Annotated in this window: 8 protein-coding genes; 1 reads left to right on the top strand and 7 read right to left on the bottom strand. The window is 57.5% G+C overall.

Going from position 1 to position 12,622, the window contains the following annotated elements; translation table 11 throughout:
* The first annotated feature begins 14 nt into the window (after positions 1 to 14).
* Complete coding sequence (locus tag K5K95_RS13560; protein WP_222589830.1) at positions 15 to 821, top strand: IclR family transcriptional regulator; 807 nt, start codon at positions 15 to 17, stop codon at positions 819 to 821.
* A gap of 12 nt (positions 822 to 833) precedes the next feature.
* Here K5K95_RS13560 and K5K95_RS13555 read toward each other — a convergent pair whose 3' ends face one another.
* The 7 genes from K5K95_RS13555 to K5K95_RS13525 all read right to left on the bottom strand — a co-directional run bounded on the left by K5K95_RS13555 (position 834) and on the right by K5K95_RS13525 (position 12,618).
* On the bottom strand, positions 834 to 3,245 hold the full coding sequence (locus K5K95_RS13555; RefSeq protein WP_222589829.1) for a dermonecrotic toxin domain-containing protein: 2,412 nt from the start codon (positions 3,243 to 3,245) through the stop codon (positions 834 to 836).
* A gap of 199 nt (positions 3,246 to 3,444) precedes the next feature.
* A complete protein-coding gene (locus tag K5K95_RS13550) occupies positions 3,445 to 6,000 on the bottom strand; it encodes a LuxR C-terminal-related transcriptional regulator (protein WP_222589828.1) in 2,556 nt (851 codons plus the stop codon).
* A gap of 140 nt (positions 6,001 to 6,140) precedes the next feature.
* Positions 6,141 to 7,508 carry a DUF1329 domain-containing protein gene (locus K5K95_RS13545; RefSeq protein WP_222589827.1) on the bottom strand — a complete coding sequence of 456 codons (1,368 nt, stop codon included), beginning with the start codon at positions 7,506 to 7,508 and terminating at the stop codon, positions 6,141 to 6,143.
* A gap of 23 nt (positions 7,509 to 7,531) precedes the next feature.
* Complete coding sequence (locus K5K95_RS13540; protein ID WP_222589826.1) at positions 7,532 to 9,325, bottom strand: DUF1302 domain-containing protein; 1,794 nt, start codon at positions 9,323 to 9,325, stop codon at positions 7,532 to 7,534.
* 585 nt (positions 9,326 to 9,910) lie between these two features.
* Complete coding sequence (locus K5K95_RS13535) at positions 9,911 to 10,822, bottom strand: SDR family oxidoreductase (RefSeq protein ID WP_222589825.1); 912 nt, start codon at positions 10,820 to 10,822, stop codon at positions 9,911 to 9,913.
* A gap of 111 nt (positions 10,823 to 10,933) precedes the next feature.
* Positions 10,934 to 11,836: an alpha/beta fold hydrolase gene (locus tag K5K95_RS13530; protein ID WP_222589824.1), complete on the bottom strand. Its 903-nt coding sequence runs from the start codon at positions 11,834 to 11,836 to the stop codon at positions 10,934 to 10,936.
* A complete protein-coding gene (locus K5K95_RS13525; RefSeq protein WP_222589823.1) occupies positions 11,836 to 12,618 on the bottom strand; it encodes a class II aldolase/adducin family protein in 783 nt (260 codons plus the stop codon). Before K5K95_RS13525 ends, K5K95_RS13530 begins: the two co-directional genes overlap by 1 nt.
* Between the last annotated feature and the right edge of the window lie 4 nt (positions 12,619 to 12,622).

Raw genomic sequence — 12,622 nt, 5'->3', positions numbered from 1 at the left:
ATCAGACCGCCTTCATGGAAACGCCGCGCAACAACGATAAACAGAAAGTCCGCTCGGCCGAGGTCGGTACCGACATCCTCAAGGCGCTGGCCGAGTTGTCACCTTCGACCTCGTTGTCGCGTCTGGCCGAACACGTGCAGATGCCGGCAAGTAAGGTTCATCGTTACTTGCAGGCCTTGATTGCCAGCGGTTTTGCCGAGCAGAACACGGCCACCAACCATTACGGACTCGGCCGTGAAGCACTGCGCGTAGGCCTTGCCGCACTCAACAGTATGGACGTGCTGAAAGTCGGCGCCCTGCCCCTGGCCGAGTTGCGCGATGAACTGAACGAAACCTGTTTTTTGGCGGTGTGGGGCAATCAGGGTGCGACCGTAGTGCACATCGAACCGGCCGTGCGCGCGGTGACGGTAGTGACGCAATTGGGCTCGGTGCTGCCGCTGCTTAGCTCATCCACTGGCCTGGTGTTTGGCGCTTATCTGCCGAAACGGGAAACCGTGGACTTGCGTGACCAGGAACTGCGCAACGCCACCGACCATGCCCTGGCGGACGATCAGATCTATGCGGCGTTATGCGAACAGATCCGCAAACGCGGCCTGCATCATGTGCATGGTTTGCTCATGCCGGGGGTCGATGCGTTGTCGGCACCGGTGTTCAATGCTGTCGGGAATGTGGCGGCGGTCATGACTATTGTCGGCCCGGCGTCGTTGTTTCACGCCGATGAAAACGGCCCGGCGGCGCAGCGATTGCTGGCGGCGACGCGGGCCGTTAGTTGGCGGATGGGGTTCGAGCCCCCTCCCGCAGCGAGTCCATTCAAGGATTGACCGGCAGTCAGATCAACTTACCGTGGTTTTGCTGCTCGATAAGCCGACCTCGGACAGGACGTCCTCAACAATCTCTTTTAGCACTTCGTGAGGGACGTCTCGGCCCATGGCCTGGGAAACCAAGCCTGCAACTGTCTTCGCATCCCCGGCAAGACTGATCAGTGTTTTCTGGGTGGCGGTGACTGCTTGCTTGCCAAACTCCTTGTATTTGCCATAGCCCAATGAAGCCAGATCAATCAGTGCATCCTTGAAATGAGTGACGGCCTTGTCTTTGTTTCCATCGTGATAAGCCTGTGCACCCTCCAAGATGTTCTTAGTGATTTGAATCGCGGCAACCGCCAGCCCAAGGGGAGGAATAACCAGGCTGATGACTTGCGCGGCCTGGATCACGGCATTGTAGGCCAGGCCTGTAATGATCTCGGCAAGACTGGTGGTTTGCGCACCCACATCCCTGATAACGCGCCGTACGCTGTCATCGTAAGACCTGGCGAAATCCCGGACGCGGCTGTTGTGTTCCAAATCAGGCGGCGGCACGCTGCGAGTCGACGCTTCCAATTCGTCGAAGTATTTGCTGACGGCGAGTCGATCAGTGTAGTGGACTCGCGTTACGTAATACTCCCTCAAGCCCTTGATACGCACCGATGAAACAAAATGGCCTAGCGGGCGAAACCACGTTCCGTCTGGCGCTTGCGGCGTATACAACCAATCCTCGTTTGTTTTCCCGTTCATAAGCCGGAATACATAGACCCCTTCCACCGGACGTCGTCGACCAAGGTGAAACTGGTAAACACTGTTTTCCATCGCTGGGTAATCGCCCAATGGATCGCGCGTTTGCGAATGCTTGAGGGAACTGATGGAGTTCTGCAAGCCATTGAGTTGTTCAAAGGTCATTCGCTGTTGAAAGTATTCAGACAACGCAGCCCGGTTCATTTCCGCGAACTGACGCTGGCGATGGACATCGCGCCTGAACGTGTAGCTCAACTCGGTGGGATCAAGATAAACCGAGTTCAGCATTGCAATGTACTTCTCACCTGGACGCAACGTCCGGGACCACTGGGCAAGGTGCACGATAGTGAGTTTTTTGAGCGAGGGATGCCCAGGTTCAAGTCGATACCTTGGGTAAAGATCGGGTGACGCATTTTCTCTTTCAACTGGATAAAAGACTTTTTCACTGGCAACAACAGAAGTGAGTGTGGCTTTTTCCGAAGGACTGAACTCAATCATAATGAGATCGGGATCAACGGATGCGTGCTCGCCTTGGGACTTTAATGCCTGCTCGAGGGTGTATTTTATTAAGTCATAAGCAAACTGCTGATACGAAATGAACGTATGATCTCGAGCTTCGACGGTATAAAGCGCCTTCAGTTCGGTATTGAGCCGAGCAAACTGCTCACGCCAAAAGACAGGCGCATTACGATAGTTTGCCGGGGCCAACTCAGCTGCCTCGATGGTGTCCCAGCGAATCTGTTCAGACACTACACCGAATAGAGGCTGCCCCGGTTTTGGAGATATAAACTCGCGTAACTTTACATCGTCGTCTTTCCAGAAGCGCTTATTCACCGCAAGCTCACGGAAAAACAGATGAGCGGAGTCTCGATAGCGGACACTCACCTGATCATCAATAAACGCTGGAGACTTGCTTGCCCAATCGCCTACGGCATTTCCCATTGCGACGACGTTATCGAAACTGTGCCAGACCTTTCCACCGGGAGCGCCGGGCGCATATAGAATATTTCGACCTTGCGGATTCCCCCGCTCACTGATAACAAACAGGTCTTTCATCGTGGCTGCCGAGCCCGGTAAAATCACTCCGCGTAAAAACAGCGCCGGATCGCCTTGCAGGTATCGCAGAATCCAACGATCATCCAGACGTTCGAAATAGCGTTCGACGTTGGCGCAAAAAAGCGTGAACTCTATCTGTCGAGCCAAATGCTCTTGCATCGCCTCATTGATTGCTGCGGATGCACCGGAAGCCATCATGATCGTAAAGTCAGAACGAATATCTGTCGAAGAGAGCCAGCGTTGAAGGCCGGAACTTGTCAGCCCCGGAAAGACAGTTCCCGAGAAATCCAATTGTTGCAGCGTTGAGACTTGCAATCCAAAAATAGCAAATTCGGTCAACGTCCTCTTGTCTTCTTGCGCAATCTCCCGACCACCCACGCTGAACTTATGCAGGGACGTCACTACAGTCTGATCAGGCTCACACTCGACACCCGCCGAACTTTGTGCCCATGAACGAATACGATGACGTGCATAAGCTTTCAATGAAACTCGTGGCCCCATCGTTTCATTCAACTTGCTTTCACTTTCTACCAAGGCTGACTCAAGGCCCAGAAAACGCTGAACATTTTGTTCACCATAATTTTCACGCCAATAGTCCAGTCGCAACTGCCTCTGACTTGGTAATTCCTTACTTACACTCATCAAAACAATCCTTGTTGATAACGATAATGGCAACACGCCAATTATTCGACCAACAAAAACTAACTTTATTTTCTAAAATTCAAAACCCACAACATCATTCTTGTTATGTAAGTTACGACTCTTCACCCACACGAAAAGACCCGGTTATTTTTAAAAACAATAAAAAGCAAATCCGCACTACAACCAGCCAACCTCCTTTTCAATCAAGCACCCCCAGCTTCTTGGCCTTTGCAACTGCCTGAGTCCTACGCTCCACACCTAACTTTCCATGAATACGCCGAGAATGAGTTTTGACTGTATGTAACGAAATAAACAGCTGCTCTGCAATCTGCTGATTGGAATTGCCCATGGCAATCAACTTGAGCACTTCAACTTCACGCTGACTGAGTGGGTTTACTTCACTAGCGAGCACTGTGTTTTCAAGACAGAAGCCGGAAACGCCCAACGTTGATAGAAGGTCGGGCTGACGCAGTTGCAACTCGCAGAACGCTTGTCGGAGACCGCAACGATCAACCAGGTTCAAGCCCCTTTGCAAAAACTCTCTGGCCCTGACGCAATCACCGCTCAGCCATGCAACTTCAGCCCCCGCGAACAGCAATTCGACTTCCAGCGCCAACATGGCCGACCGTTGCGACTGTTCAAGCAGCGGGGCGAGTTGACTCATCGGGTCCTTGGCCTGGTGCAGATAAACCTGCGCCAATACCAGCAAGTATTCATTCCGTGCAATCAACATTAATGTTGCCGGTGGAGCCTGTCGCGCCAACGGACTACGGTAGTGGCGTAGCACCCGGCTAAGCGCTTCATGGGCCAGTTCGGGGCGCCCCTGCTGTAGCCAGAGTTGACTGCTGACCTGCAACAGCGCACCGCGATAAACGGTGTCGGGAATCTGCCGTTGCTGCATCAAGCGTTCGGCATCGCGCAGATGAACAAACGCTTGAGCATAGTCACGCTTATTGGCTGCTAACTGCGCCAATCCAAGGAAGCCATAAAGCACCCGTTTGTCATGGTTGCGCAGGCAGATCTGCAGCCCTGTTTCGAAATACTCCGAAGCCACGGCATCCAGGCCCTGAGTCAAACTCAACCGGCCACGATGCAAGGCAATCCGCCCCAGTAAAGGCTCGGCTCTTCGATGCTGCCGGGTGAGCAGGCCATGGATGTTGGCGAGCACACTTTCGGCACGTTGAGGGGCCCCGCGTTGCTCCAGCAATTGCGCGTGATCGAGTTCCAGCAGCCCTTCGAATACCAGCGAGCCTTGTGCTCGCGCCAGGCACAACGCATCGCGGTTGATGGCCTGCGCGACATCGAGCTCACCGCGCAGCAAGGCCTGTTGCGTCAAACCCGACAGGCACATCAAGCGCACGGGCCATAGGTCAGGACCGAGTACGCTCAGTGCATCGACAAAGTGCGCTCGCGATCCCTCCATATGCCCCTGCAAATGCAGTAGCCAGCCTTGCTGGGCCTGCCAGCGCGCAATCAATTGCCGCTGAAGGAATGCCGAAGGCTGAGGAGTGAATCGAGACAGATGCTCGATGCAATCAGCGGCTTGCCCGAATCGACCGGCAAACAACAAGGCAGCGGTGATCAGCCCGACCAGTTGCGATGACCCGAGCATCAGCTCTTCGCCCTGTTGTTCATGCAAATGCAACAGCAGCACGACCGTCTGTTCCTCGAACAGGTGCTCGAAACTGAAATGCTGCAACAGGCTGACCGCGACCTCGAACTCTTCAGCCAGCAAGGCATGTTCGAAGGCCGCTTTCCAATCGAGTTCGGCCGCAAACCACTGGCAGGCACGACGATGCCATGAGCGCCCTGCCGGCCATTGTTCAGCGCGCATCAATTGCGTGAGCGGTGGGAAAATCTGCAACCAGTCGTCCGTATCCCTCCAGGGCTCGATAAAACACCCTAACTCTTGCAACGTTTTCAAAAACTGCGCACCTTCACCCGCCCCAAACAGGTGATCGCACAGGCGTGCATTGAATCGCGGAAAATGCGCGAGCACCCGCCAGACTTCCGCCAGCTCCGGGGTCAGGCTGGTGAACAGTTCGTGTTCGAGGTAATCGAGTAACGTGTCCGGTCGGCTGTGCTGCGGATCGTTGCGCGACCAGTCGCATTTTTGCAGCAGCGCAACACGCACACCGGCGCACCAGCCGCCACTGCGCTGGATGATTTTGCTGGCAGCGGTGCTGGCATCGACCGGTGTCAGGTGACGCAACAGCGAAGCGATTTCCGTTTGATTGAAGGCCAGCGTGGCGCGCTCGCATTCGTACAACTCGTCATCGAGCAGCAATCGTGGCCAGTTGCATTGCGGGCGACGTCGACCGCCCAGCCACCAGGTCAGCATCGGACTGCTGACGGCCAGCATGCGGTCCAACAGGTGATCGAGTTCCGGGTTCGGAACGCGGCAATAGTCATCGACAAACAGCCAGGTCGGCGCCTGCAATCGAGCCAACGCACCGAGCACGTCCGACTCTTGCGCAGACGCCAGCCCCAATGTCTGCGCCAGACGCTGGCAAAATTCCGCGGTACTCAATGCCACGCCTGACAGCGGCAGCCAACACACCCGACACTGGGGCGGGGCCTGTAGCAGGCAATCAGTGAGCAGCGCGGTCTTGCCGCTGCCGGCGGGCGCGCAGAGTAATTTCACTCGTGCTGCCGAAGTCAGCAAAGGCTCGGTCAATCGATCACGCGACAGGTGATGCGAAGACAGACGGGGCAGAAATCCAGGACGGTCCAGACACGGGGTCATGGCGGTCATTGCGGCGTGCCTATTTATAATTGTCCGACAACCCTAGCCCTCTGAAGCCCGCTTGTTGAGAAGTATTCAGGGCGCTGATTGGCAGCCATAAAAAAGGCGACCCATGGGTCGCCTTTTGCATTGCCAGTGAATCAAGTCACTTACCGGACGCCCTCCGCCCTTAGTGCCGATGGCGTGTAATCGGCAGACTTGGCCTCAAAGCCGAACTCGAAACTGTGTTTCTCTTCGTTCTTCATCCCCAGCGCAATGTAGCGACCGGCGATGATGTCGTAGAGCGCTTCGAGCGTGTAGGCCGGAGTCTGGTGATCGTAGTAATACTGGGCGTGACCTTCGGCCACTCGCCACAGCTGGCCACGACCGTCGTAGTGGTCGGCCAGCGCGACTTGCCAGCTGTCTTCGTCGAGGTACATGTGGCGCTTGGCGTAGATGTGTCGCTCGCTCGGCTTCACTGTGCCGATCACTTCCCAGACACGGTGCAATTCATAGCGGGTCAGGTCCTGGTTGATGTGGCCAGCCTTGACGATGTCGTCGTACTTGAGGCTCGGCGAGTCGAGTTTGTAACTGTTGTACGGGATGTACATTTCCTTCTTGCCGACCAGTTTCCAGTCGTAACGATCCGGTGCGCCAGAGAACATGTCGAAGTTATCGGAGGTGCGCAGACCATCGGCGGCGGTGCCCGGCCCGTCGTAGGCCACTTGCGGCGCGCGACGCACACGACGTTGTCCGGCGTTGTAGATCCAGGCCAGCCGCGGCTCTTTCACCTGATCGAGGGTTTCGTGCACCAGCAGCACGTTACCGGCCAGACGCGCCGGCGCGGTCACCGACTGCTTGAAGAAGGTCAGCACGTTCGCGGCCTTTTCCGGGTCCAGGTCTTTCATCAGTTGCGGAACGGCGATCTCTTCTTCGAAGCGGATCGGCGTGTAGCTGCCGTTGGTCTGCGGCGTCACCTGAGTGATGATGCGGCGCAGGTTGCCACCGTGATAACGGGTGATGTGGTTCCACAACACTTCCACGCCAGTCTTCGGAATCGGAAACGCGTAGTAGCGGTTTCCGGTGAAATTGGCCAGGCCGTTACCGTCGTTGATGCTGTTCACGTTCAGCGCACTGCGTTTGGCCGATTCGTAGATTTCCGGCGGCACGGCCACGGTGCGGTGAGTCGGGTAGACCGGGATCTTGTAGGTTTCCGGGTAGCGCTTGAACATCGCCACCTGACCTTCCGAAAGTTTGTCCTTGTACTTGTCGACGTTGGCTGGAGTGATCACGAACAGCGGTTTTTCGCTGGCGAAAGGGTCAGCCAGGAAGCCCTTGCTGTCGACAGCGCCCGCGTTTTTCGGGATACCACCGGTCCACGCCGGGATCGAGCCATCAGCGTTACCAGCCTTCTCGGCACCCAGCGGGGTGAGCGTGGCGCCGAGTTTGTTCGCTTCTTCGGGCGATACCGCCGCCATCACGTTGGCAGCCAGCAGGCTCAAGGCCAGGGCGCCGCATTGCAGAATCATCTTGCGCATTGAATTCATCCTTCTCAGCCAAATCAGAAGTTCACGCCGAAGCTCAGTGCCAGGAAGTCACGGTCTTCCAGGGTGTTGTAGTTACCGCCGAAGAAATCGGTGTAACTCAGGCTCGCGGTATAGGTGTTGCGGTAGTCGGCATCGACGCCGACGCTGACCGCCTTGGCGCCTTCGTTGAACAGTCCGTTGGGGCCATAGCCCGCGACGTCATGCGACCAGGACAGGTTGGGTTTGAGGTTGACGCCGGCAAAGACGTCGGCATAGTCGAGAATCGCCCGGGCGCGGTAGCCCCAGGAGGTCGAGGTAACGAAGCCTTCGGTATCGCCGCCAAAACCGTACTGGCCGTAGACCGAGTCGCGGCCGTAACGCAGACGGCTACGCGGTTCCAGACCACCGACGTGAACCACTGCCGCCTCGCCCACCAGCGTCAAGCGCTGAGCGCCCAATACCTGATCGAAGAACTGAGTGAGGGTGCTCTGGATCTGCGTGACTTCCTTGCGGCGATAGCCTTTGTTGTCAGCGCCAGGAGTAGTGGCAATCGGTGAAGCGGCTCCGCCAGCAATCGGGTTAACCATGGCCAGGGTCAGGTCGTTGGTGTTGACCTGCACCGGAGCATTCGGGCGATAGCTGATCTCGCCGCTCCACGCTGTGCCGGTAGGCAAGGTGGTGGAGAAACTCGCGCCGTAGAGACGAATGTCTTCCGGGTATTCGAGGTAGTACTGACCGCGTCCGAGCATCACGCTTTGCGCCAGCCCCGCACCGCTGCCCGGCGCCAGACGGTTGGCCACACTCACCATGCCCGGCAGGCTGGCCAGCGTCGACAGGCCGGCGGTGGTGGTGCCGACAGTCGGTGTGCGGCTGTGGTAGTTCATGAAGTACAGGCCGTACTCGGTGTCATCACCGAGCCAGCGCAACGCCGTGCCCCACTGCCCGGAATCCCGCGCATCGCGGTCGCCACCACGGGGAACGACCACGCCTTCGCGGGTTACCTGGATCGGTTGACCGAAGGCCGATGCCAAAGGCGCCAACGGGGCAATCGCCGGACTGCCGACGGTGTAGTTGTTGTTGCAACCGTCCGCCACTACGTCGTTGCCGAAGAAGGTGCCGCAGTTGTCGACGACGGTCTGGTCCCACTCCAGTTGATAGAAACCTTCCACCGAGAGCTGATCGGTCAGACCCTGGGAGGCGAACAGCATGTTGACCGGAATCAGCCCTTCCTTGATCTCGGCGCCCGGGCGACGGAACGCGGAGACGTCGATCGGGTTGATGCTGTTGATCGAGTTGCCGATGAAGGTACTTTCACCCCAACTGACCACCTGCTTGCCCGCGCGCACGGTGCCCGGCAAATCGGCGATGGAATAGTTGTGATAAACGAAGGCATCGAGAAGCTCCGCCCCGGAAGACTTGGCGCCTTCCTTGCGGCCACTGTCACTGATCTGCTTGAACTCGCGGTCTTCATCCTTGAGCTCGAAGTCGTACCAATACTTGCCACGGACGAACACGCCGGTATCGCCATATTTCAGTTCGAGGTCGTGCAGGCCCTTGAAGATCTTGGAGAAGGTTTCGCCCTTCTTGAAGTTCAGCCGGCCGTCGTCACCGGTCGAAGACTGACCGGTCCCGCCGTTGACAGTGCCCACCAACGACTTATCAGCATCGCGCATGCCCCAACTCGCGCCGACGGACAGCGAGGAGTCAAACGATCCCTCGATTTCGCCAATGTTGAATGAAACAGCCTGCGCCTGGGCACAGCAACCCAAGGCAACCGCAGCAGCCAGCGCTTGCGGCGTGAAGATGGCGCGCATTGTTGTTTTTGTCATGCGTCTTCCCCGGTGAGTGACAGAAGGCCCCACCCTACTGCCGCACGTTGGGAGCGATAAGCGCACCAAGGAGGTATTCGCGGTGTACCTCTTAAGTATGAATGCCCGGATGGAGCGCGGGTTTGCGCGGTGTATGGATGGGCTGGATGGAGGGTTATCAGCCAGATGCATGAACGAGGGCTGATGCTGGCTATTGCCGACGGTTGCGCTCGACTGCGACTACAGGGGGAATGGCGTGGCGGGAACCGGGACTGTTGCTCAGGCTGCAACACTGCATGTCGCGAATCGCTATTTTTCCTTAGGGCTCAACGGCTTATTCTTGCCGGGCTTTCAAGGTGAACCGCCAGAAAGCACAAAGCGATGAGGTGTGATCAATCCACATCATCGCTGACAGAATCCAGATGAATCGATGCTTATCGATTGATCGCCCTGAGTACACTGACGTTGATTTGTAGCTCCTTGATCCAACGTCTTGCTTTGGCCGCTGCGTTTGCAGCGGCCTTTTTTATGGGCGATGGTTTTGTAGCGAGGGGAACAAGCGGGGGCATGGCAGGGCTCTGAAAAGCCCTGCGCAACACATCAACGTCAGATCGAATACTTCTGCAAATTCGCCATCATTTCCTTCAGCGCCTCGATGTTGTCCTTCGGATGCGCGGCGCCTTCGAAATCACAAATCTGCTGCCAATGCGCCGCCACATCCTCCGGCGAGAACCCCTCCCGTGGATCAAACCCGGCGCCCAGGCTCCGCTCCCAACGCACTTTGCCCATCCAGCCGCCGCCGACTTCAAACAGCCCGGAAGTCTCCTGGCAGGTTTCGCTGGCCAGGTACACCACCAACGGGCTCACCAGTTCCGGTTTGAGTTGCTCGAACACTTGCGGCGGAATCAGGCCTTCGGTCATGCGCGTGCCGCCGGTTGGCGCGATGGCGTTGACCAGGATGTTGTTCTTGCGACCTTCGATGGCGAGTGTGCGAGTCAGGCCGTAGAGGCCGAGTTTGGCCATGCCGTAGTTGGACTGGCCGAAGTTGCCATAGATGCCCGAGGTCGAGGCGGTGAAGATCACGCGGCCATAGTTTTGCTCGCGCATGTGCGGCCAGGCGGCGCGGGTGACTTTGTAGGCGCCTTCGACGTGGACGCGGTAAACCAGGTCCCAATCGGCGTCGTCCATTTTGTGGAAGGTCTTGTCGCGCAGGATCCCGGCGTTGTTGACCACCACATCGATGCGGCCGAAGGCGTCGAGGGCGTGCTGGACGATTTTGTCACCATCGGTGACGGAGTCGTGGTTGGCCTCGGCGATGCCGCCAGCCTCGCGAATTTCTGCCACGACGCGGTCTGCTGCCGAAGCGTTGGCGCCTTCACCTTGCGCCGAGCCGCCGAGATCGTTGACCAGCACTCTGGCGCCGTGTTTGGCAAACAGCAGGGCGTGCGCACGGCCCAGGCCGCCGCCTGCACCGGTGACGATCACGACTTTATCTTCGAAGCGCACAGACTCATTCATGGGGAAAACTCCAGCAGGCCAAGGACAATAAGCCCGAGTGTCAGGCACGGCGCTGCTGGTCACAATGAACAAGGGTGGGGCTGAATGGTGCTCGATAAGGCTGGGGGATAATCAGGAACAAGCCACCTTGAGCGGCGGTGAAACCAGCCGATCACGAAACTCGAGGTAATGTTTGAGCACCAGTGCCGGGGCCTCGGATTGCGGGTAATGGCCAATGTCAGGCAACAGGACGGTGTCCGGGTCGGGGATCAGTTCCCGATAGCGCTTGACCATGTGCGCACCGGAAATGGGATCGACCTCACCGTCAATCACTCGCAGCGGCACTTCACCGCGCTGCATGGCGCCGACCCAGCGCTCGCGCTGGACCCGCCGTTCGGGAATGTAGGCGATGAGTTTGTGCATGATCCGTGGGCCGTGATTGCTGTCAATCAAGCTCCAGAAGTCATCCATTTCACTTTCGCTGGGGGATGTTCTCGGACCGAATATCTGCCGGAAATTCTTCACCAGTCCGTCGCGGGTAAAGGCTCGTCCGATCATCCAGCCCAAGGGGCTGAGCAAGAGTTTTTGCATCAACACCGGACGATGGGTTTCAGGAAACAGGCCACCGTTGAGGAACACACAACTGGCGATCTCCACGCGGGTCTCGTAATGCCGCGCCAACAACTCCTGGGCCACGCTGTCGCCATAATCATGGGCCAACAGGTGCACCGGCCGTTCGACATTCAAGTGCGCGAGCAAGGCCTGCTGCAGATCGGCCTGCTCCAGCAAACTGTATTCATGGTTGGTCGGTTTGGCGGAGTCACCGAAGCCGAGCATGTCGCAGGCAATCACTCGATAGCGCTGCGCCAGAGGCTGCCACAGGTAATGCCAGTCCCAACTGGCTGTCGGGAAGCCATGAATGAGCAACAGCGGCTCACCCTGCCCGGCTGTCCAGTAACGAATGGTCTGCCCACGAAACACAAACGTCTGGCCGCGTTTACGCCAGACACACAGGGGGATCTCGGCGAGTTGCATTAGAGTTTATAACCCGGGTCTTGTTGATCGAGTTTGCGCAGCAGCGCCGGCCAGGCCAGCGCGCCGCCCATCCCTTGAGCACTTTTGGTAACGCCGGCGATCATCGCCTTGGCGCCCGCCAGAATCTGCGGTTCGATGGCGATCAGTTCAGCGCCACCGCCCTGCGCCAAAACCTGGATATCGCAGGCGCGCTGGAAGGTGAACATCATCAGGAATGTATCGGCGATGGTGCTGCCACAGGTCAGCAGACCGTGGTTATGCAGCATCAGGAAGTTGTTTTGGCCAAGGTCGGCTTGCAGGCGCGCCTTCTCTTCATGGTTCAGCGCAACGCCTTCGTAAGCGTGGTACGCCAGGCTGGACAGCACAAACAACGACTGCTGACTGATCGGCAGAATGCCCTGTTTTTGCGCCGATACCGCAACGCCCGACGCCGTGTGGGTGTGCAGCACGCAGACCACATCGTGACGCACTTCATGCACGGCGCTGTGAATGGTGTAACCGGCCGGGTTGATTTCGTAAGGGCTGTCCATCAGCTTGTTCCCGGCCTGATCGACCTTGACCAGGCTTGAGGCGGTGATCTCGTGAAACATCAGCCCGAACGGGTTGATCAGGAAATCTTCGGTCCCCGGCACCTTGGCCGAGATGTGCGTAAAGATCAGATCATCCCAGCCATGCGCGGCAACCAGACGGTAGCAGGCAGCCAGATCCACGCGGGTCTGCCATTCGGCGGCACTGACCTGGTTTTTCACATTGTTGGGTGATTGGACGGGGGCAACATTCAAGGCA

It is taken from the genome of Pseudomonas sp. DR48, assembly GCF_019823085.1.
Classification (GTDB): Bacteria; Pseudomonadota; Gammaproteobacteria; order Pseudomonadales; family Pseudomonadaceae; genus Aquipseudomonas.
This window is presented reverse-complemented; position numbering and strand designations above follow the sequence as displayed.

Bases quoted from the DNA above. Each gene is read 5' to 3' on its own strand.
- K5K95_RS13560 (WP_222589830.1), top strand. From the start codon at position 15: ATGGAAACGCCGCGCAACAACGATAAACAGAAAGTCCGCTCGGCCGAG.
- K5K95_RS13555 (WP_222589829.1), bottom strand. From the start codon at position 3,245: ATGAGTGTAAGTAAGGAATTACCAAGTCAGAGGCAGTTGCGACTGGAC.
- K5K95_RS13550 (WP_222589828.1), bottom strand. From the start codon at position 6,000: ATGACCGCCATGACCCCGTGTCTGGACCGTCCTGGATTTCTGCCCCGT.
- K5K95_RS13545 (WP_222589827.1), bottom strand. From the start codon at position 7,508: ATGCGCAAGATGATTCTGCAATGCGGCGCCCTGGCCTTGAGCCTGCTG.
- K5K95_RS13540 (WP_222589826.1), bottom strand. From the start codon at position 9,325: ATGACAAAAACAACAATGCGCGCCATCTTCACGCCGCAAGCGCTGGCT.
- K5K95_RS13535 (WP_222589825.1), bottom strand. From the start codon at position 10,822: ATGAATGAGTCTGTGCGCTTCGAAGATAAAGTCGTGATCGTCACCGGT.
- K5K95_RS13530 (WP_222589824.1), bottom strand. From the start codon at position 11,836: ATGCAACTCGCCGAGATCCCCCTGTGTGTCTGGCGTAAACGCGGCCAG.